This is a genomic window from Synechococcus sp. PCC 7502 (genome assembly GCF_000317085.1).
In the GTDB taxonomy this organism is placed as follows: Bacteria; Cyanobacteriota; Cyanobacteriia; order Pseudanabaenales; family Pseudanabaenaceae; genus PCC-7502.
In genome coordinates this window covers 1,651,363-1,669,378 of the sequence record NC_019702.1, presented here as the reverse complement: position 1 = coordinate 1,669,378, position 18,016 = coordinate 1,651,363, and the positions used below count along the sequence as shown (strand labels likewise).

Annotated in this window: 20 protein-coding genes and 1 tRNA gene; 11 read left to right on the top strand and 10 right to left on the bottom strand. The window is 38.8% G+C overall.

The window, feature by feature from the left end; all coding sequences use genetic code 11:
* Nucleotides 1–77: 77 nt before the first annotated feature.
* Both SYN7502_RS08230 and SYN7502_RS08225 read right to left on the bottom strand, forming a co-directional pair.
* Entirely contained in the window at nucleotides 78–1,091 is a 1,014-nt protein-coding gene (locus SYN7502_RS08230) for a WD40 repeat domain-containing protein (protein WP_246828978.1), read from the bottom strand.
* Between the two features lie 10 nt (nucleotides 1,092–1,101).
* Nucleotides 1,102–2,085: a WD40 repeat domain-containing protein gene (locus SYN7502_RS08225; RefSeq protein WP_015168387.1), complete on the bottom strand. Its 984-nt coding sequence runs from the start codon at nucleotides 2,083–2,085 to the stop codon at nucleotides 1,102–1,104.
* Between the two features lie 281 nt (nucleotides 2,086–2,366).
* Here SYN7502_RS08225 and SYN7502_RS08220 point away from each other — a divergent pair, with 281 nt between their 5' ends.
* The 3 genes from SYN7502_RS08220 to SYN7502_RS08210 all read left to right on the top strand — a co-directional run bounded on the left by SYN7502_RS08220 (nucleotide 2,367) and on the right by SYN7502_RS08210 (nucleotide 5,423).
* Complete coding sequence (locus SYN7502_RS08220; protein WP_015168386.1) at nucleotides 2,367–3,143, top strand: class I SAM-dependent methyltransferase; 777 nt, start codon at nucleotides 2,367–2,369, stop codon at nucleotides 3,141–3,143.
* A gap of 103 nt (nucleotides 3,144–3,246) precedes the next feature.
* Nucleotides 3,247–4,374 (top strand): DctP family TRAP transporter solute-binding subunit, encoded by a 1,128-nt coding sequence (locus tag SYN7502_RS08215; RefSeq protein ID WP_015168385.1) that lies wholly within the window; start codon nucleotides 3,247–3,249, stop codon nucleotides 4,372–4,374.
* Between the two features lie 8 nt (nucleotides 4,375–4,382).
* The gene (locus SYN7502_RS08210; protein WP_041430048.1) at nucleotides 4,383–5,423 is read left to right on the top strand and encodes a WD40 repeat domain-containing protein; all 1,041 of its coding nucleotides are present in this window, start codon (nucleotides 4,383–4,385) and stop codon (nucleotides 5,421–5,423) included.
* Here the strand turns inward: SYN7502_RS08210 and SYN7502_RS20185 are convergent.
* The 4 genes from SYN7502_RS20185 to SYN7502_RS08195 all read right to left on the bottom strand — a co-directional run bounded on the left by SYN7502_RS20185 (nucleotide 5,412) and on the right by SYN7502_RS08195 (nucleotide 7,186).
* Complete coding sequence (locus tag SYN7502_RS20185) at nucleotides 5,412–5,549, bottom strand: hypothetical protein (protein WP_168130343.1); 138 nt, start codon at nucleotides 5,547–5,549, stop codon at nucleotides 5,412–5,414. The two genes, SYN7502_RS08210 and SYN7502_RS20185, sit on opposite strands and share 12 nt — an antisense overlap.
* An 86-nt stretch (nucleotides 5,550–5,635) precedes the next feature.
* Nucleotides 5,636–5,707: transfer RNA gene (locus tag SYN7502_RS08205), tRNA-Lys, on the bottom strand.
* A 70-nt stretch (nucleotides 5,708–5,777) separates the two neighbouring features.
* Nucleotides 5,778–6,812: a UDP-3-O-(3-hydroxymyristoyl)glucosamine N-acyltransferase gene (lpxD, locus tag SYN7502_RS08200; protein ID WP_015168383.1), complete on the bottom strand. Its 1,035-nt coding sequence runs from the start codon at nucleotides 6,810–6,812 to the stop codon at nucleotides 5,778–5,780.
* Nucleotides 6,813–6,841: 29 nt separating this feature from the next.
* Entirely contained in the window at nucleotides 6,842–7,186 is a 345-nt protein-coding gene (locus SYN7502_RS08195; protein WP_051023599.1) for a Uma2 family endonuclease, read from the bottom strand.
* A gap of 561 nt (nucleotides 7,187–7,747) precedes the next feature.
* Between SYN7502_RS08195 and SYN7502_RS08190 the strand changes: the two genes are divergently transcribed.
* The 4 genes from SYN7502_RS08190 to SYN7502_RS08175 all read left to right on the top strand — a co-directional run bounded on the left by SYN7502_RS08190 (nucleotide 7,748) and on the right by SYN7502_RS08175 (nucleotide 11,008).
* Nucleotides 7,748–9,178 (top strand): form I ribulose bisphosphate carboxylase large subunit, encoded by a 1,431-nt coding sequence (locus SYN7502_RS08190; protein WP_015168382.1) that lies wholly within the window; start codon nucleotides 7,748–7,750, stop codon nucleotides 9,176–9,178.
* A gap of 86 nt (nucleotides 9,179–9,264) precedes the next feature.
* Entirely contained in the window at nucleotides 9,265–9,639 is a 375-nt protein-coding gene (gene rcbX, locus SYN7502_RS08185; protein WP_015168381.1) for a RuBisCO chaperone RbcX, read from the top strand.
* 75 nt (nucleotides 9,640–9,714) lie between these two features.
* Nucleotides 9,715–10,050, top strand: coding sequence for a ribulose bisphosphate carboxylase small subunit (locus SYN7502_RS08180; protein WP_015168380.1), 336 nt, complete (start codon nucleotides 9,715–9,717; stop codon nucleotides 10,048–10,050).
* 181 nt (nucleotides 10,051–10,231) lie between these two features.
* Nucleotides 10,232–11,008, top strand: a complete 777-nt coding sequence (locus SYN7502_RS08175) for a sulfite exporter TauE/SafE family protein (protein WP_041429323.1) — start codon at nucleotides 10,232–10,234, stop codon at nucleotides 11,006–11,008.
* A 203-nt stretch (nucleotides 11,009–11,211) separates the two neighbouring features.
* Here SYN7502_RS08175 and SYN7502_RS08170 read toward each other — a convergent pair whose 3' ends face one another.
* The 4 genes from SYN7502_RS08170 to psbU form a co-directional block, all read right to left on the bottom strand.
* Nucleotides 11,212–12,072 (bottom strand): sulfite exporter TauE/SafE family protein, encoded by an 861-nt coding sequence (locus tag SYN7502_RS08170; protein WP_246828990.1) that lies wholly within the window; start codon nucleotides 12,070–12,072, stop codon nucleotides 11,212–11,214.
* Between the two features lie 6 nt (nucleotides 12,073–12,078).
* Nucleotides 12,079–13,086 (bottom strand): sulfate/molybdate ABC transporter ATP-binding protein, encoded by a 1,008-nt coding sequence (locus SYN7502_RS08165; RefSeq protein WP_015168377.1) that lies wholly within the window; start codon nucleotides 13,084–13,086, stop codon nucleotides 12,079–12,081.
* A gap of 105 nt (nucleotides 13,087–13,191) precedes the next feature.
* Nucleotides 13,192–13,482, bottom strand: a complete 291-nt coding sequence (locus tag SYN7502_RS08160; protein ID WP_015168376.1) for a hypothetical protein — start codon at nucleotides 13,480–13,482, stop codon at nucleotides 13,192–13,194.
* 225 nt (nucleotides 13,483–13,707) lie between these two features.
* Nucleotides 13,708–14,082, bottom strand: a complete 375-nt coding sequence (gene psbU, locus SYN7502_RS08155; RefSeq protein ID WP_015168375.1) for a photosystem II complex extrinsic protein PsbU — start codon at nucleotides 14,080–14,082, stop codon at nucleotides 13,708–13,710.
* A gap of 169 nt (nucleotides 14,083–14,251) precedes the next feature.
* Here psbU and metG point away from each other — a divergent pair, with 169 nt between their 5' ends.
* The 4 genes from metG to SYN7502_RS08135 all read left to right on the top strand — a co-directional run bounded on the left by metG (nucleotide 14,252) and on the right by SYN7502_RS08135 (nucleotide 17,999).
* Nucleotides 14,252–15,835 (top strand): methionine--tRNA ligase, encoded by a 1,584-nt coding sequence (metG, locus tag SYN7502_RS08150; RefSeq protein ID WP_015168374.1) that lies wholly within the window; start codon nucleotides 14,252–14,254, stop codon nucleotides 15,833–15,835.
* A 237-nt stretch (nucleotides 15,836–16,072) separates the two neighbouring features.
* A complete protein-coding gene (locus SYN7502_RS08145) occupies nucleotides 16,073–16,675 on the top strand; it encodes a LabA-like NYN domain-containing protein (RefSeq protein ID WP_015168373.1) in 603 nt (200 codons plus the stop codon).
* Nucleotides 16,676–16,755: 80 nt separating this feature from the next.
* Nucleotides 16,756–17,577: an RsmE family RNA methyltransferase gene (locus tag SYN7502_RS08140; protein WP_015168372.1), complete on the top strand. Its 822-nt coding sequence runs from the start codon at nucleotides 16,756–16,758 to the stop codon at nucleotides 17,575–17,577.
* A complete protein-coding gene (locus SYN7502_RS08135) occupies nucleotides 17,571–17,999 on the top strand; it encodes a secondary thiamine-phosphate synthase enzyme YjbQ (protein ID WP_015168371.1) in 429 nt (142 codons plus the stop codon). The genes SYN7502_RS08140 and SYN7502_RS08135 overlap by 7 nt, the downstream gene beginning before the upstream one ends.
* Nucleotides 18,000–18,016: the final 17 nt, after the last annotated feature.

The following is an 18,016-nucleotide window of genomic DNA, read 5'->3' as shown; positions in this document are numbered from 1 at the left end:
AGAAATTAAAGTTTATGCTGGATATTATTCCTAGCCTTTAAGCATTATTTGGTTCATACTTCAAATTAGAGTGTTCTTTACTTAATTTTCAATAAAATTAAGGTGCCATGGTATGCGGCGATAGCTAGATTCTTACCATCAGGATGAAAAGCAACACTCCCTAAACGTTCTAATCCAGGGTTAAAACTATCTAGTAAGTTGCCGTCTAAATCCCATAGTCTCAAAATACCGTCATCCGACACAGTTGCAATTAACTTATCCCGACTGAAGGCTGCCCCTGTAACCCAGCCTTTATCTAAAACCTTGAGTTTGACAATTTCCTTGCCATCTAAAGTAAAAACACGAGCAGTTCCATCAAACCCAGCAGTCACTATTAGCTTTCCATCGGCACTAAAGCTAACGCTATTTAACCGACCCTGTCCAGTTCCAATGGTTCGGATAATATCTCCCCGAGAACTTAATAGAGTTATGGTGCCAATATCTTGGGTAACTGCCAGCAGGTTGCCTTGAGGTGAAATATCCATATTGCGGCTGACCCCTGTCTTAGGCACGGTAAACCAGTTATTTCCATCTTTCGACCAATATCTCACTGTTCCATCATCTGAACTTGAGACAATACCTTGTTCTTCAGAGAGAAATTTAACATCTGTAACCCCTGAGGTATGCCCCCGTAGTTCCCGTAGGACTTGCCCCTGTAAACTCCATATCCTTGCCACGCCATCATAGCTAGCAGTAACAATTTGGCTACTATCAGAACTAAATGCCCCATTAAAAACCATAGCTACAGGCTGTCCCACAAATGCTCGAATAAACTTTCCATCCGTAGCCCAAAGTTTAGCCAATCCATCCGTAGCCACAGAAAGTAAATAGCGACCGTCCCTACTATAGTGAATATGGATAATCGCTTCTCCCGTTAATTGATGCCCTTGAAATTGCGACATAACTTCCAGTTTTAGACGATTTGAAAGTCTTTTAACTGAGCTTTGCCTTAAATTTGGGGAGATATTTAGACCAACGGTTCCGGGGATAAAACAAGTGCTTAGTCCTAAACTGAAACTTAAAGCCAAGGCAGGTAAGAATTTCTTATTCACAGGTATCTCTCTAGTTAGAAACATCAACGATCCAGACTTGTCCCTTATTACTAACCACCGCTAATTTCTTTCCATCCGATGAGAAGTCAAGGCTAGTCAGCTTATTACTTTCCCCAAGAGGCATACTATATAAAAGTTCAGCATTGGTTTGCCAAAGACGGAGTATGCCATCATCACTTGCAGTTGCAATCAAACGTCCGTTGGGATGAAATGCTGCACTATTCACCCAGCCTATTGAACTTGCTTTCAATTCAGCTAGTAATTGACCATTGAGTTGCCAAAGCTTAGCAGTCCCGTTTATCCCTGATGTTAAGATTTGCTTACCACTAGGACTAAACCTAACATTATTAATTCTGCCTTGACCTGTAACAATCTCGTGTTGAATTTCACCATTGGGATTTATTACATATACGGTTCCGCTATCATAGGCACTGGCAATCAGATTACCTTGGGTGGTGAAGGCTAAATTTCGCGCTGTACCTGGTTTGATTATCCCAGCAAGTTTTATGCCATCTCGATTAAAAATCTGGGTTTGCCCATCATCGGAACTAGTAACAATGAACTTCTCGTTAAGGAATATGAGAATATCCGTCACAGCAGCTCTATGAGGTTGTCGTTGTTTTAAGAGCTTTCCTTGTGTATTCCATAAACGAATTGTGCCATCATAGCCAGTAGTAGCAACAGTCTGCCCATTAGGCGAAAACCTAGCATTAAACATTGGTGGTTTTTGACCATCCATGGTGGACAAGGAGTCTCCCGTCAGCGACCAAAGCGATGCCACTCCAGATGCGGAAGCCGTTACTACACTTTGTCCATTTGGACTAAAGTAGATGCGATTTAACGCAACCTTTGCGACAGTAAACTGTTGTTTAATCTTGAGGGGAGCAGCAGACATTGAAGAAGTGACAGGGATAAGAGTATCAGACGAACCTATCTCTGTTCTGCCCCCCCAAATAAGAATAAGTAATAAACAAATGAGAAATTGATTGCTCAATGTTGACTCCTCTAGATAGAGTTTTAAGCATCTAAAATCAGGTTAATTTAGAACCTTAGAGTGCTAGTATTTGGCTTACTTTAACATTAATGTAACTAAACTCAAATCGAACATTGAGAAGTATTACATAGTTAAGAAGTTATAAATCAGACAACGTGTTTCTGAATCCCTATGCCACAACTCAACCTGAGTCTTAACCCCATTAAGCAAATCAGCAGAACATAGAGAGTTCCTATAATTCAAGTATTTTTAGATAAAGCCCTGTTTTTTGAGGAACAATAATGGACACAAATAAAGTTACAGATGCAGAAACAAGATTTTCTAGCCGGGTCATGTATTACAACAAGTACCGACCCTCTTATCCTAATGAAATTATTGGTTATCTGTCACATCAACTAGATTTATCGCCTTCATCGGTCATTGCAGACATTGGCTCAGGAACTGGTATATTATCCGAACTTTTCTTGAAAAATGGCAATCAGGTATTTGGGGTTGAGCCTAATAGAGAAATGCGGACGGAGGCTGAGTCCTTACTTAAACTATATCCTAACTTTACTAGTATAGACGGTTCCGCTGAATTAACTACTCTTAAGTCTCTTAGTATCGACTTTATTGTGGCAGGACAGTCCTTTCATTGGTTTGATCTACAAAAAGCTAGACGTGAGTTTTTGCGGCTATTAAATCCCCAGTCTTGGGTAGTGCTGATTTGGAATGATCGTCAAACTGATACGACTCCTTTTTTAAAAGCATATGAATATTTTTTACTTAAAAATAGTACTGATTATGAACAAGTCAATCATAAAAATGTAAATGAAGACATTTTGAATGAGTTCTTTGGTCACTCTAAATATCAACTTAAACAGTTTCCTAATGAGCAAATTTTTGATTATGACGGACTACTTGGAAGAACTTTATCCTCTTCTTATATACCCTTAGACGATAATCGTCAGTTTAAGGCAATGACTACTTTGCTTCAAGAACTATTTGCTGAACATTCGAGTAATGGAGTTGTCAATTTTAAATATGACACAAAGTTATATTATGGGCACCTTACTTAAAAGAGTCTTAAGATACTGCATACAGATACTCTAAAGACAGTTATCAGATTTCATTTTTTTATTTGTTCATATAACTAATATTTTATTTGAGAGGTAAAGTGTGATGAAATTCTCCCGTAAAAATTTTTTATTAATGGCAGGTGTAACCTCCCTTACAGCCATTGGAGTGGAAAAACTAGCTGCCAAGGATACAAAATTATCAGATACTAGCCTTGAAACTGAATTAGAAAAAGTATTAGGACTTCCCGGAGAATACGGAAAAAATTATGGGAAAGCTAAAATTAAAGCCTTTCATCTCCATAATCAGCCGAAATCTAGTCCCTTACATCAAAACCTAGAAGCCCTATGGCTGGATGTTTTTGAGAAAACCAATGGCGAACTTTTCATTTCTCCTCTGCCTCAGGATGCTGCGCTTCAAGGTGGCGATCCCCAAGCTGTACGATTGGTATCAACTGGACGATTTGAGGTTGTAAGTGTGGCGGCTCCAATTATTGATAAATTAGCTTCAGATGTAATTGGCATTCAAAATCTAGCGTTTATCTATCAATCTTCTAAGGAAGTTTTTGAAATAATTAATCAACCTGTTTTTGCCGAAATTCTTGATCGCTCAGTTGCTAAATATAACCTCAAGTATTTACCCAAGGGTACTTTTGATAATGGGATGCGTAATATTACATCCGTTGCAGCAAAACCCATTTATAACTTAGATAACTTCAAAGACTTAATTATTCGGATTCCCCCATCTAATGACTTTCAACAAGCAATGCAAGCCCTCGGTGCCAATCCCAAGTTTTTTACGATGAATGAAGTCTATGATGTTCTTAAAAATCAGATTGTAGAAGCTCAAGAAAATCCATTATCAATAGCAAAAGGATTTGCCCTGTATGAAGTTACTAAATATTTGAATATGACTAATCACGCTTGGTCGGGCTATAACACTTTTTTTAACTCTAACTTTTGGAATAAGTTATCTCAATCTAATCGTAAAGTCATTTCAGAATTATTACCTGTATATCAAGCAAAGCAAATTAAAGCACAGGAAGATTATAACTCTGCTATTTATAAAGAATTGACAACAAAGTATGGTATGACTGCGACTCAACCAGATTGCTCTGAAGCAGTGCAAAAATTAATCCCAATATATAAGTCAATTTATAATCAACTTAATTCACAGGCGAAATCACTAATTAAGTCTAAGTTAGAACAAAAAACTGGAGTTAAATTTAGTTAATTATGGGCATGTTAAAAAAAATTTTCAATATTTTTAATAAAAACTTTAATCAAAAGAGATTAATTTTATTTCTATTTTCTCTAATTTTTTTAGGTGGATTTGAAACTTCTCAGTCTCTAGCTCAAGAGCAAGATCTTATTATCAAAAAAATTGACTTAAGTCGATATGGTAGTCCTAGCTTTATTGATCAAAGTAAAATTAATAAGCAATTAGTAGTAGGTTTTGAAAACTGCAATTTAGTTATTCTGAATACAAGCTTGGAACCACAAAAAAATATTTACTTAGATAAATGTGGCAAACTATTTAAGTCTAGGTACGGGGTTTGGAATGGACAATCAATAATTTCTTCAGCAATATATTCGGGTAACGCATCCCTTGTTAATGCTGGTCAGAATTTTTCGATCCCAATTCATAAAGCTGCTGTTACTGATTCCTTTATTACTAATAATTATCTAATATCTTCTTCCGATGATGGCTCAGTTCAAATTAATCTTCTTAAGAGTTTATTAGAGACTACGGGTGATAGTTATAAAATATATCGTTCAATCGGGGTTGCTAGAAATTTAGCAGTTGTTCCTACAAATACCGCCAATACATCTAAATTTGCAGTTAGCTATGATAGTGGAGAGATTGTAGTTCTTTTTTTACCAAAAGATATTTCCAAAGGAAAAGTTGATTCTGTAAAATTTCAGCCCATAGAAAGCCGAATTAATGCTTTAAAGTTTTTTGAATCGGGTAATAAATTAATAGTTGGATATTTCACAGGCGATTTGGCACAAATTGATATTGATAACGGACAAATTAGGAAGCTGTTGCAAGTTAATTCGCAAATTAGTAGTCTGGATATTAGTTCCAAAAACATTATTGCGATCGCTGATGATAAAGGCTATGTCAGGATTATTTCATCGATCACAGGTAAAGTGTTACAAGAACAGAAAATATCATCCGTAGGAATTACAGGGGTTCTGTTTATGGATGATAAGACTATTCTGGCAACTGATGCTGCTGGATATTTATATCAATGTAATCTCACAAAACTAGGTAATTAATATTAATTCGTATATTGCCAGACTTGAGGCGATCGTTAGCAGCAGCAGGCGTTTTGAGTGGGGACATACGGGACAACCGCCTAGGACAATTCTTGGGACATTAATAAAGACAGCATATAAAAGCATAAAACAGTACAAACCGCCATAAGGTCATCCGTTCAAACACTTGCTAGGTAAAGTTTTATTGACTGAAAGTGTTAGTGCGTCTTGGATGGGTGACCTGGGATTCGAACCCAGAACCAGCGGATTAAGAGTCCGATGCGCTACCGTTGCGCTAGTCACCCTTATTATCTCAAAGCCCTTCTTTTTCTCAAAGAGAGTGTAAATATATCACAAATTGATAAACTATTTAAGCTAGTCTTGAAAACGTTTTTGTAAGTTTTTGACAATTTTATAGATTTCTGGTAACCGCCTAAATAAAGCAGCAGCTTTAATAAAGGTTTTAGCATCGATCGCAGGTGCACCTAAAATCTGTAAATTAGCATCTAGGTCTTGTCCCACCCCTGATTGCGCTCCAATTATCGTGCGATCGCCCACTTTAATATGATTAGCAATACCTGCTTGCCCTGCTAAGATCACATTTCTGCCAAGTTTTACCCCCCCCGCTAAGCCTGACTGTCCTGCCATCAAACAATTTTCTGCTAGTTGGCAACCATGACCGATTTGGACTAGATTATCAATTTTGCTACCTTTCCCAATGCGGGTATCGCCCACCGCACCTCGATCAATTGCTGCATTACATCCTACTTCCACATTATCTTCCAGAATAGTTTTACCCACCTGCTGCATTTTTGCCCAAGTCCCATCACTGCTGGGAACAAAGCCAAATCCTTCAGCCCCGATTGCTGCGCCACTATGAATTACACAATTTTTACCAATTTCGCTACGTTCATGGATTACACAATTAGCATGGAGAACAGTGCGATCGCCAATGATTACATCTTCATAAATAGTGACATTAGGGTATATAACTACACCATTCCCAATTTTAGAACCTGAGCCAATTACCACGTGGGGGGCAATATAAACCTCTGCGCCAATTTCCACATCAGATTCAATTACGGCGGTGGGATGAATACCAGATTTAGCGGGTTTAGGTGGATAAAATAAAGCGATCGCCCTTGCAAATAAAAGCCGAGGCTGTGGTACCGATAGATAGGGAATCTTAAGGGAGTTAACCAGCTCTAAAACCTGTGGATCGGTATTAATAAATAATGCTCCCGCTTTAGTTTCAGTTAGTTGCGGAAAAAAGCGACTACTTTCTAAAAAACCTAAATCCTTGGGCTGAGCTTCTAATAAAGTAGAAACTCCAGAAATTTCTGGATCACCATAATCAAGGCTTAAATTTTCTCCTAAACCCAAGGCAATAATTAGCTCACTAAATTTCATGCAGTAAACCTTGCAAAATCTTTCAAATTCTATGAGCCTAGTAAAGCATTTACTGTGGTACTAAAACCCTTTAAAACCTGAGAAGTTAAGGTTTCCTCCGCAGCATAGATAATACGGGAGGTATGGGTGACAACAATAATCCATTTCTCTTTGGCAAATACTAACCAAACCTCTTCGCAACCAAACTCTAAATATTCATCGGCTTTAGCAAACACTTCATTGGCAATGTCCGTAGGTGAGACTATCTCAGCAATTAAAGGAAAACTTTGGGGTAATACGGGTGTATAGACCTCGCCGCCAATTCCAGATGATTCTACATAGTTACCCCATAGCCTAACGATTCTGCCTTGAATTCTGCTGTGGAGTAATGTCATACCTGTTTTTTCTGCGAGTTCCCCATCAATTCATTCAATTCCGCTACTGGGTGGGTTAAGTGTCCATTCTTCAAGGGACATAACTTTAGAAGCAGAAATTACAGTGCTGACCATAGTTTTGAACCTATTAACCTAGTAGATTAGTGGCTTAATTATAGCGATTTAGAGATTGAGAGGCGATCGCCCATTCCTCAAATAAAACCACTGAAATTTGGATGAAATAGGAGAGAATGCTCATTTACATCGTGTCAATCAAGTAAGTAGTATTAGTAACTATGTTAAATAGAATTACAAGGATATTAATAAAACTTATAGATTTGTCAATAACTTGCAATGTTTAACTTATTGAAGTTTGAGTACCTTTTATACTACAGTCATCTAAGCTGACATATTGACATTTAACTAGCCCATTTACAAAAAATCATTCTCTGGATCAAATCGGAGAGTTTTGTGAATGATAGATTCAAACTATGCGCTGCATTGAAGGGGCGACTTTTAATAAGCTCTCGAATTATCAGTCAAAATTAGAATTGATATTAAATTACACAACAGGAAAAAAACATGGCGTATTCGCAGACAAAGACTCAGGCAAAAGCTGGGTACAAAGCTGGGGTTCAAGACTATCGGTTAACCTATTACACTCCCGACTACACCCCTAAAGACACAGATATTCTGGCAGCCTTCCGTGTTACTCCACAGCCAGGTGTGCCTTTTGAAGAAGCAGCAGCAGCTGTTGCCGCCGAATCTTCTACAGGTACATGGACAACTGTGTGGACTGATCTTTTAACTGATCTTGATCGCTATAAAGGTCGTTGTTATGACATCGAACCCGTACCCGGTGAAGATAACCAGTTTATTGCTTATATCGCCTATCCTTTGGATTTGTTTGAAGAAGGCTCTGTAACCAACCTATTAACCTCCTTAGTTGGTAACGTATTTGGTTTCAAAGCATTAAAAGCTCTACGTCTTGAGGATTTACGCATTCCTGTTGCTTACCTCAAAACTTTCCAAGGACCTCCTCATGGTATCCAAGTAGAGCGGGACAAAATCAACAAGTATGGTCGTCCTTTACTCGGTTGTACTATTAAGCCCAAATTAGGTCTATCTGCTAAAAACTACGGTCGTGCAGTATATGAGTGCTTACGTGGTGGTCTTGACTTTACGAAAGATGACGAAAATATTAACTCTCAGCCTTTCCAACGTTGGCGCGATCGTTTCCTGTTTGTAGCTGATGCTATTCACAAAGCTCAAGCCGAAACTGGCGAAATCAAAGGACACTACCTCAACGTTACTGCTGGTACTGTGGAAGAAATGCTAAAGCGTGCCGAGTTTGCTAAAGAACTCAATATGCCAATCATTATGCATGACTTCTTAACGGCTGGATTTACTGCTAATACTACGCTTGCCCACTGGTGTCGTGATAATGGTGTATTACTTCACATTCACCGTGCTATGCACGCTGTAATTGACCGTCAAAAAAATCATGGTATTCACTTCCGTGTATTGGCTAAGTGCTTGCGTATGTCTGGTGGTGACCATATTCACACTGGTACCGTTGTTGGTAAATTAGAAGGTGATAAGGCAATTACTTTAGGCTTTGTCGATCTATTGCGTGAAAATTATGTAGAACAAGACAAAACCCGTGGTATTTACTTTACCCAAGATTGGGCTTCTATGCCTGGGGTAATGGCTGTAGCTTCTGGTGGTATCCACATTTGGCACATGCCTGCTCTGGTGGAAATCTTTGGTGATGATTCTGTTCTGCAATTTGGTGGTGGTACTTTAGGACATCCTTGGGGTAATGCACCTGGTGCAACCGCTAACCGTGTGGCATTGGAAGCTTGCGTTGAAGCTCGTAACGAAGGTCGTGACCTTTATCGTGAAGGTGGGGATATTATTCGTGAAGCTGCTAAGTGGTCTCCTGAACTTGCTGTTGCTTGCGAACTATGGAAGGAAATCAAGTTTGAATTTGAGGCTGTGGATACCGTCTAATTGATGGCATTTAGCTATGGTGAGAGCTATCTAAGCCTAATCAATTTTAGTTAGTTCTCATCTATTCAAATTCTTCTTGGCGAACCATGGATTTAAAACAGGTTGCAAAAGATACAACAAAGGTTCTGTCTAGTTACTTGACCTATCAGGCAGTGAAAGTCGTAATATCGCAATTAAGTGAAACTAATCCCCCCTTAGCAATTTGGCTGAGTAATTTCTCTTCAACGGCTAAAATCCAAGATGGAGAAGCATACATCCAAGAGTTAATGGGAGTGGAGCAGCCCCTCGCTTTTCGCATCATGACGGTAAGAGAACACTTAGCTCAAGAAGTTACAGAGTTTTTACCTGAAATGACAATCGCTGCGATCGCTCAAGCCAATATGAAGCACCGATGTCAATACCTAGAAAAAGTAACTCAGTTTAATCTCAGTACCGAAAGTTCCGATCCAGATGCCATTTAATTAACTAGATTAACTAGTCTAATCAATTAGTTTAATCAACCAACTACTCAAACCCATTCAATAAGAACTCAAATCATGAAAACCCTTCCTAAAGAGCGTCGTTACGAAACCCTCTCCTACTTACCTCCTTTGACCGATGCTAAGATTGCTAAACAAATTCAGTACATCCTAAGCCAAGGTTTTATTCCTGCGATCGAATTCAACGAAACTTCTGAGCCTACTGTTTATTTCTGGACATTGTGGAAGCTACCTTTATTTGGTGCAAAATCTACTCAAGAAGTATTAAGCGAAATTCAAGCTTGTCGTTCTGAGTATTCCAACTCTTTTATCCGCGTGATTGGTTTTGATAACGTCAAACAATGCCAAACCATGAGCTTTATCGTCCACAAGCCAACTTCTAGCCGTTTCTAAGAAGTTCTCAAGTTTTAACTTGTATTGGAGAGGTATTATCTTGCCTCTCTTTTTTATTTTGAGTTTTATTCTTAAATGTGAGTAAAAAATGTTTGCTACAAACAAATAAGCTTAAGTTATGCTATAACTAGCCCCACAGCTAAACTCTAAAGCTAAATTCTTAAGTGTTGATAGATTACAAGTGAACAGCTTTCAGCAAATATTAATCTTTGGATCAGCGGTGTTGGCAGGAGGATTAAATGCGATCGCAGGCGGAGGTAGTTTTATCTCTTTCCCCGCTCTAATATTTGCTGGAGTATCACCGATTAATGCCAATGCCACCAGTACGGTTGCGCTTTTACCTGGATCGATCGCTAGTGTTGGAGCCTATCGTAATCAAGTTAATTGGCGTGATCCAGAGTTTTTAAGTTTGGTGGTCATCAGTATTATCGGCGGTATTTTGGGCGCAATTGTCTTGTTGAATACTCCGCAAAATCTATTTGTTAAGTTACTCCCTTATCTTTTGCTTTCTGCCACATTGCTATTTACCTTTAGTAAATCCCTAACTCAGTGGCTAAAATCCCAAACCTCTAAGTTACCTGATTCTGAAAGTACTAATAGCCTAAGTAAGTATGGAATGCCTGTATTTCAAGGGGTGATCGCTCTATATGGGGGCTTCTTTGGTGGGGGGATTGGCATTTTAATGTTGGCATTACTATCCCTAATGGGAATGGAAAATATCAATAAAATGAATGGGATTAAAACCGTATTAGCTGCATTAATTAACGGTATGGCAATTGTTCCTTTTGTAATTGCGGGAATTATTAATTGGCATGCGGCAATTTTAATGGCGATCGGTGCTGGTTTAGGTGGTTATTTAAGTGCTTACTATGCCCAAAAACTAAATCCCACTTACATACGCCGTTTTGTTATATTTGTCGGTTTTAGTATGACTATCTACTTTTTTATCAAAAGCTAAGGAAAGGCATTTTTTGCAAATTCGCTACTCCAAAATGAACTAGATTTACCCCCTAGCCTAACCAATTAAAAACTTTAGCTGCCCTTTTAATGTATTAGAAATATATTGAGCAAGAAATTTCTGTATCTACAAGATGATACTGTATTTTCTCGTAGAGCAGAATATATTAGAAATCAATAAGCTGGGGAAGAAAACTATGCTGCCTAATTAGGTATTTTCCTCTGCTGGCTCATCTCCAAAGAAAGTTGCTTATCCACTCCGATCAAAGTCTGCCAAGTTAAATAGCCACAAATCAAAATTACTAAGACAGATTGAGAGCTAATGTTGACAATTCTGCGAGAGTTTATTAATAGCCATGTACCACATTGAATTCCTAAAACACCTGAGCTTCCTAAAATTAAGGATTCTTTTAGCAATACATGACCATTAAGACTATGCCCAATGAAAGCAGAACCAGTGCTTAGAATCATTACGCCAACACTGGTTTGCACCGCCACTTCGTATTCAGTTTGCAATAATAATATTTGACTAGGCACAATCACCACCCCACCACTAATGCCCACTAATCCTGAAATTAAACCAGCCATAGTACCGATCGCTATCTGCTTAAGATGTTCAAGGGAGGTAAAGGCAAATAAATTCTTAAATTTCTGAGTTTCTGGGATTTTTGATTCGCTAGTTATGTAATTTTTTGCCTGATTTTGAACCACAGGCTTGAGTTTAAAGTAGATATTGATCGCAATTAATAAAGCAATCACCAACAGTAAAAATTCTGGAGAAACCGCACTTGCTAGATATACCCCTATTTGGGCTGTTATCAATGCAGGGATACCAATGGTTAAAACTTGCTGCCATCCTAAGTTCCCAGATTGCCAATTGCTCCAACTACCACTAATTGTGGTAATAAACATGGCAAGGCTACAACTACCTACAGCTTGCACAGGTTCAAAGCTAAGGGACATCATCACAGGAACAAGCATTAAACTTCCCCCCATGCCCAATAACCCCGTAATTGCGCCAGCTAAGAACCCGCTAATTAGTAATATTAACCCTGATAGAACCACCGCCAACTAGGCGACTGCAGGGAAAGCTCTAGGTTGAGTTGGTTTAACAAATACTTTCTGCTTAGGTTGCAATTGCAATAGGTTAAAGACTTCCCGTTCAAGTTGTACCACCAGCCTTTGCCCATCTTGGAGGATTAATTCTGCTTGTCCTTTCCAACCAAGGTTAGATACCTGAGACACCTGTGCGGGGGTAAAGTCTGACTCAGGTTCAGCTTGGATTAAGATTTCGTGGGGTCTAAAGAAAACATGATTTTCCTCAGGGATTTCAATAAATGGGAATAAAGCTTTGGCATTGCTCACAGTATTTGTCTCACCAATAAAACGCATTACAAAGGCAGAAGCGGGGCGATCATAGATGTCGGCAGGTGTGCCAACTTGCTCAATTTTACCCTTATTCATGACAACAATTGTATCGGCGACTTCCATTGCCTCTTCTTGATCATGGGTAACAAAAATTGTGGTGACATGAACTTCATCATGGAGTCTCCGTAGCCATGCTCGTAGCTCTTTGCGTACCTTGGCATCTAATGCACCAAATGGTTCATCAAGGAATAAAATTTTGGGTTCTGCCGCAAGCGATCGTGCCAGTGCCACCCTTTGTCTTTGTCCGCCTGAGAGCTGGGAAGGATATCGTTCGCCTAAACCTTTTAGTTGCACAAGCTCTAATAATTCGTCAACCTTAGCCTGAATTATTTTTTTAGGAGCCTTACGGATACTCAACCCAAACCCAATATTTTCACGCACAGTCAGATGTTTGAACAGGGCATAGTGCTGAAATACAAATCCAATTTGGCGTTCTTGCACGGGAGCGTGGGTAGTATCAACTCCATCAAGCCATACGCTACCTTGATCTGCGCTCTCTAAGCCTGCCATCACCCGTAACAAGGTGGACTTGCCTGAACCAGAGGGTCCTAATAATGCTAGTAATGCCCCATCTTCCACACTTAAGTTAATCTGATCAAGGGCTTGAAAGCTGCCAAAACTCTTAGAAACATCTTTGATTACGATACTCATGCTCTTATATGCCTTTCCCGTTGAGATATATTAAAACTATTCTTAACACTAAAACCACTATATGTCCAGAAGCATAGCGTAGATTTGGACATCTGCCTCTACTAATTAGCTTTTGGTAGTTAGCTTATAAAACTTATGCTGGAGCCAGAGCATTGCTAAACTGATCGCAGAAAGTAGAAGTACTGATAATAGAATGATTGTGGCTTTAGCCTTCCACCAAAGCTGTTGCCCAAATTCTAATGCCAATCTAAAGAAACCTTTAATAGAAGCACTTAATCTATTTGCGGACTTTAGGGACTGCCCAAGGGCATTGATAGTAGTTGGCTTAGCTGGCTTCCGATTTACCAAATTTCTTGTCAAATTTCTTCTTGTCAGATTTAAAGGACTAATCGACATTGGCTTAATGGTGGTAAGTGATTTAGTTTATTAATACACTTAATCTACGTTAATTACAAGTATAAATAGTAGATTTATGATAAAAATTACTGCCTATCAACTTGGAAAATGCCAAATGTTATGCTTGCAGATGCGATCGCCTTAACTATAAGCAAACAAAAAAAGCCCGAAACCTAAATGCTCGAGCTGATTATGATGATTTTTGATCTAGGTTAAATTAATGTTTTAAAGTCTATACAGAGAATTATTGTATCGTTCCCGATTTAGAGAGTTATCTGGCTGATAGAGGGTAAATTTATCGGCATTATCTTTGATTTTTTGCTGCTGCGCCTCGGTTAAACCGGGAATATTCAGAACATCATCTAAAGATTTATAGGGAGCATTTTGGATCAAAATTCTACCAAGGGTTGGGTAAAATCCACTAATTTTTTTAAAGGCGTTTATATTAGAGTTATTAAGATCGATCTTACTGGAATCTACTTTAATAAAATTTGTCTTAGGTAATTCGTTGGCATTAACGGCATTGCCAGAAATACCAAATGTGCAAAGGGTGAGGATCGCCAAGAGGGCGACGATTGAAAAGCTAACTACTGCTTTCATTGGCTTGTATCTCTTAATTAATTCTAAAAGTTAATTTTCTTAGACATTAGCAGAAAAGATTAACATTTACCCCTAATAGTAAAGACTATTCATAAACTAGATGTTTTTATCTGGAGTTTTTTACCTGTGCTAGATTAAAGGTTTAATCTTCCATCTCCATATTTAATTTATGAATTCTCAGGATTCTGAGCATATCGCAATCACTACTCCACTTTACTATGTAAATGGCTTGCCTCATATTGGCAGTGCTTACCCCACGATTGCTGCTGATGCTTTAGCTCGTTTTTATCGTCTGCGTGGTCATCCCACTCTATTTATTACTGGTACCGATGAGCATGGGCAGAAGATTCAGCGTACTGCGGAAGAACAAAATATTTCACCTCAAGACCATTGCGATCGCATAGTTACAGAATTCCAGAGTCTTTGGCAGCAGCTAAATATTAAATATGATCGATTTTCGAGAACTACCGATTTACGTCATCAAGCGATCGTCAATGAATTTTTTCAACTTGTCTATGCCACTGGAGATATTTATTTAAGTCAACAACAGGGTTGGTACTGCGTCGCCTGTGAAGAATTTAAAGAAGAACGCGAACTTTTAGCCGAACACCATTGTCACATTCATACCTCCGTTGCCTGCGAGTGGCGAGACGAAGCTAATTACTTTTTTCGCCTATCTAAATATCAAGAAAAACTGGAGCAACTTTATCGCGATCGCCCCAATTTTATTCAGCCTGAATCTCGACGCAATGAGGTTTTAGGTTTTGTCGCCCAGGGCTTAACGGATTTTTCGATCTCACGGGTTAATCTCACTTGGGGTTTTCCCATGCCCAATGATCCGCAGCATACCATCTATGTTTGGTTTGATGCCTTACTGGGATACATTACCGCTTTACTTGATCCCGATGATGAACCGACCTTAGCCAATGCTTTAAAAACTTGGTATCCAATTAAATTACATATTATTGGTAAAGATATTCTCCGCTTCCATGCCGTATATTTTCCCGCAATGCTAATGTCCGCAGGCTTAGAAATTTCTGGAAGAATTTTTGGTCATGGCTTATTAACCAAAGATGGGGTAAAAATGGGTAAAACCCTTGGTAATATTATTGATCCCTATGCCCTTGTCCAAAAATATGGAGCCGATCCCATTCGCTATTATTTTTTAAAGGAAATTGAGTTTGGCAAAGATGGTGATTTTAGTGAAGACCGATTTATTTCCAGTGTAAATGCTGACTTGGCAAATAGCTTAGGAAATCTCCTGAATCGGAGTTTAGGTATGGTTACTAAGTATTGCGATCGCCAAATTCCAGACACTAATCCTAATAATCTTGATCCAAATATACGAGACCTAATCGCACCTGTTAAATCTAAGGCTATAAGCTTGGGAGATCGGGTAACTATTGCCTATACCAACCTTTCGTTTCGTTCCGCCTGTGAACAAATTTTAGAGGTGATTCGGGATTGCAACAAATTAATTGACGACTCCACCCCTTGGAAATTATTCAAAGCGGGCAAGCATGCTGAAGTAAATGAACTTTTGTATAGTATTTTGGAAATCATTCGCATAGCCGCCTATCTAATATCACCAATTATTCCGAATCTAAGTAAAGAAATATATCGACAATTATGCCTAGATTTTGATGAACTTAAGCCTCCGTCGTGGGAAAACACTGGCTGGGGGATACTGAAATCTACGACAATATTAAGTGAATTTAAGCCTTTATTTCAAAGAATTGACACTATTGATTAAATTGATTAGATTTTAGAAATTATGGGCAAGATTTAAATAGGATTTAATTTAGGTGAGTATTCACTCATTAATTATTAAAAATATATTAATTTCATAACACATTTACTTTTAAGCATATATACTCATTGTAGTGATTTTATAATTTCCACTATCTCATATTTATTTTTGATTTATTTTTGATAAAGGTAAGACTTAATTTAATCAAACCCTTTATAAACTAACTTTATAGGAAACCAAATGTTAAACTTTGAAAACGACTCCGCGTTCACAGCCGAACAGGTGATTGAGAATCGTGGTAGGGTTGCCATTTTTATAGATGGCTCTAACTTGTTTTATGCAGCGTTACAGCTAGGCATAGAAATTGACTATACCAAACTATTGTCTCGTCTAACCGAGGGATCGAGATTGTTACGAGCATTCTTTTACACTGGGGTTGACCGTACCAACGAAAAACAACAGGGGTTTTTACTATGGATGCGCCGCAATGGTTATCGGGTAATTTCTAAGGAATTAGTGCAGTTACCTGATGGCTCCAAAAAAGCCAACCTAGATGTGGAAATTGCGGTCGATATGATGGCATTGGCTGGCTCCTATGATACGGCAATTCTGGTCAGTGGTGATGGCGATCTTGCCTATGCTGTCGATGCTGCCAGTTATCGAGGCGTGCGGGTTGAAGTTGTGAGCCTGCGTTCTATGACCAGTGACCATTTAATTAATGTTGCGGATCGCTATGTTGATTTAGAAGCAATTAAAGAGGAAATTCAAAAGATTTCACGCAATGGCGGCTACAGCTATCGTCCAGTCTCTGGGGTAGGTTCAGTGATGGGGATCGAGGACTAGAGAGGACTAGATTAGTGAACAGTTTATTCAGTGTGTGAGTGGCTCCTACCTAGAGTGGGAGCTCAAGGGCTTTTAAAGATATGACCAAACAGAGATTGGTTTTGCAACCCCAACAACTTACACAAATATTTAAAAATTCTGGATTTAATAAAAATGGCAACTGGGAAAAATTTAGTCTCACTCCTGACCAAAGTAATTATTTATATAAGGTTTTAAGACTAAAGGCGGGAGCAGAATTTACTGCTCTTGATGGGAAAGGTGGTTGGTGGCGGGCAGTTCTGACTGAGGTTTTAGGACAGGCGGCAATTATTGAGCAAATTCCCATTAATTCTGCCTTTAATCCTAACTTTGGTTCTGAATTAGGTATAGATATAACTTTAGCGATCGCTATGCCCAAGGGTAATGGCATGGAATCAATAATTCGACAGGCTACGGAATTGGGAGTTAGTAACATTCTGCCCCTTTGGAGCGATCGCACAGTAATTAGACCACACACTCCTCTAGGTACATCTAAACTGGAACGTTGGGTAAAAATTGCTCAGGAAATTTCCGAGCAGTCTCACCGCAGCTATATTCCTAATATCGACGCACCCCAAACCTTTGCTGAGGCTATTGGTAAGTTTGATCATATCCCGATCTCAAAATATATCTGTGTTACCACCAAACCCACTTCCCATTTGCTACACTCTCTACTAGACTTGAAGCCATTGCCAAGCAAACTTGTGATTTTTACTGGGGCAGAGGGTGGCTGGACGGAATCAGAAATAACTATGGCGATCGCCCATAATTTTATACCTGTTAGTCTAGGAAACCGTATTCTTGCTGCTGTAACGGCACCAGTAATGGCATTGTCCCTAGTTACTGCTGTTATTGAGTACAATATTGCGTCCCATCAATGCTAGTCACAAACCACAGTCAAACTATTCTTCCCATTCCCACCAGTGGTAAAAAACTGCATGATATTACTAAGCAAGTTCAAGCTGTTGTGAAAAATTCAGGGGTGCAGATCGGTATTTGTACATTATTTTTACGGCACTCCTCTGCCAGTTTGATCATTCAAGAAAATGCCGATCCCGATGTCTTAATTGACTTAGAAAATTTTTTTGCTAGATTAGTGCCAGAGAATAGTCAACTTTACATTCATGCCAGTGAGGGTGATGATGATATGCCTGCCCATATTCGCACTGCCTTAACTAGCACTTCTGAAACGATTCCAATTGCTCAAGGGTGTTTAACATTAGGAACTTGGCAGGGTATTTATGTATGGGAACATCGCAGTTTAGGTCGTAATCGTGAAGTAGTGGTACATATTTGTGGCAATTAGAACCGTAGCCAAAAAGA

What these genes read in the sequence shown, in the direction of transcription:
- SYN7502_RS08220 (WP_015168386.1), top strand. Translation starts at nt 2,367, where the DNA reads ATGGACACAAATAAAGTTACAGATGCAGAAACAAGATTTTCTAGCCGG.
- SYN7502_RS08215 (WP_015168385.1), top strand. Translation starts at nt 3,247, where the DNA reads ATGAAATTCTCCCGTAAAAATTTTTTATTAATGGCAGGTGTAACCTCC.
- SYN7502_RS08210 (WP_041430048.1), top strand. Translation starts at nt 4,383, where the DNA reads ATGTTAAAAAAAATTTTCAATATTTTTAATAAAAACTTTAATCAAAAG.
- SYN7502_RS20185 (WP_168130343.1), bottom strand. Translation starts at nt 5,549, where the DNA reads ATGCTTTTATATGCTGTCTTTATTAATGTCCCAAGAATTGTCCTAGGC.
- lpxD (WP_015168383.1), bottom strand. Translation starts at nt 6,812, where the DNA reads ATGAAATTTAGTGAGCTAATTATTGCCTTGGGTTTAGGAGAAAATTTA.
- SYN7502_RS08195 (WP_051023599.1), bottom strand. Translation starts at nt 7,186, where the DNA reads ATGACATTACTCCACAGCAGAATTCAAGGCAGAATCGTTAGGCTATGG.
- SYN7502_RS08190 (WP_015168382.1), top strand. Translation starts at nt 7,748, where the DNA reads ATGGCGTATTCGCAGACAAAGACTCAGGCAAAAGCTGGGTACAAAGCT.
- rcbX (WP_015168381.1), top strand. Translation starts at nt 9,265, where the DNA reads ATGGATTTAAAACAGGTTGCAAAAGATACAACAAAGGTTCTGTCTAGT.
- SYN7502_RS08180 (WP_015168380.1), top strand. Translation starts at nt 9,715, where the DNA reads ATGAAAACCCTTCCTAAAGAGCGTCGTTACGAAACCCTCTCCTACTTA.
- SYN7502_RS08165 (WP_015168377.1), bottom strand. Translation starts at nt 13,086, where the DNA reads ATGAGTATCGTAATCAAAGATGTTTCTAAGAGTTTTGGCAGCTTTCAA.
- SYN7502_RS08160 (WP_015168376.1), bottom strand. Translation starts at nt 13,482, where the DNA reads ATGTCGATTAGTCCTTTAAATCTGACAAGAAGAAATTTGACAAGAAAT.
- psbU (WP_015168375.1), bottom strand. Translation starts at nt 14,082, where the DNA reads ATGAAAGCAGTAGTTAGCTTTTCAATCGTCGCCCTCTTGGCGATCCTC.
- metG (WP_015168374.1), top strand. Translation starts at nt 14,252, where the DNA reads ATGAATTCTCAGGATTCTGAGCATATCGCAATCACTACTCCACTTTAC.
- SYN7502_RS08145 (WP_015168373.1), top strand. Translation starts at nt 16,073, where the DNA reads ATGTTAAACTTTGAAAACGACTCCGCGTTCACAGCCGAACAGGTGATT.
- SYN7502_RS08140 (WP_015168372.1), top strand. Translation starts at nt 16,756, where the DNA reads ATGACCAAACAGAGATTGGTTTTGCAACCCCAACAACTTACACAAATA.
- SYN7502_RS08135 (WP_015168371.1), top strand. Translation starts at nt 17,571, where the DNA reads ATGCTAGTCACAAACCACAGTCAAACTATTCTTCCCATTCCCACCAGT.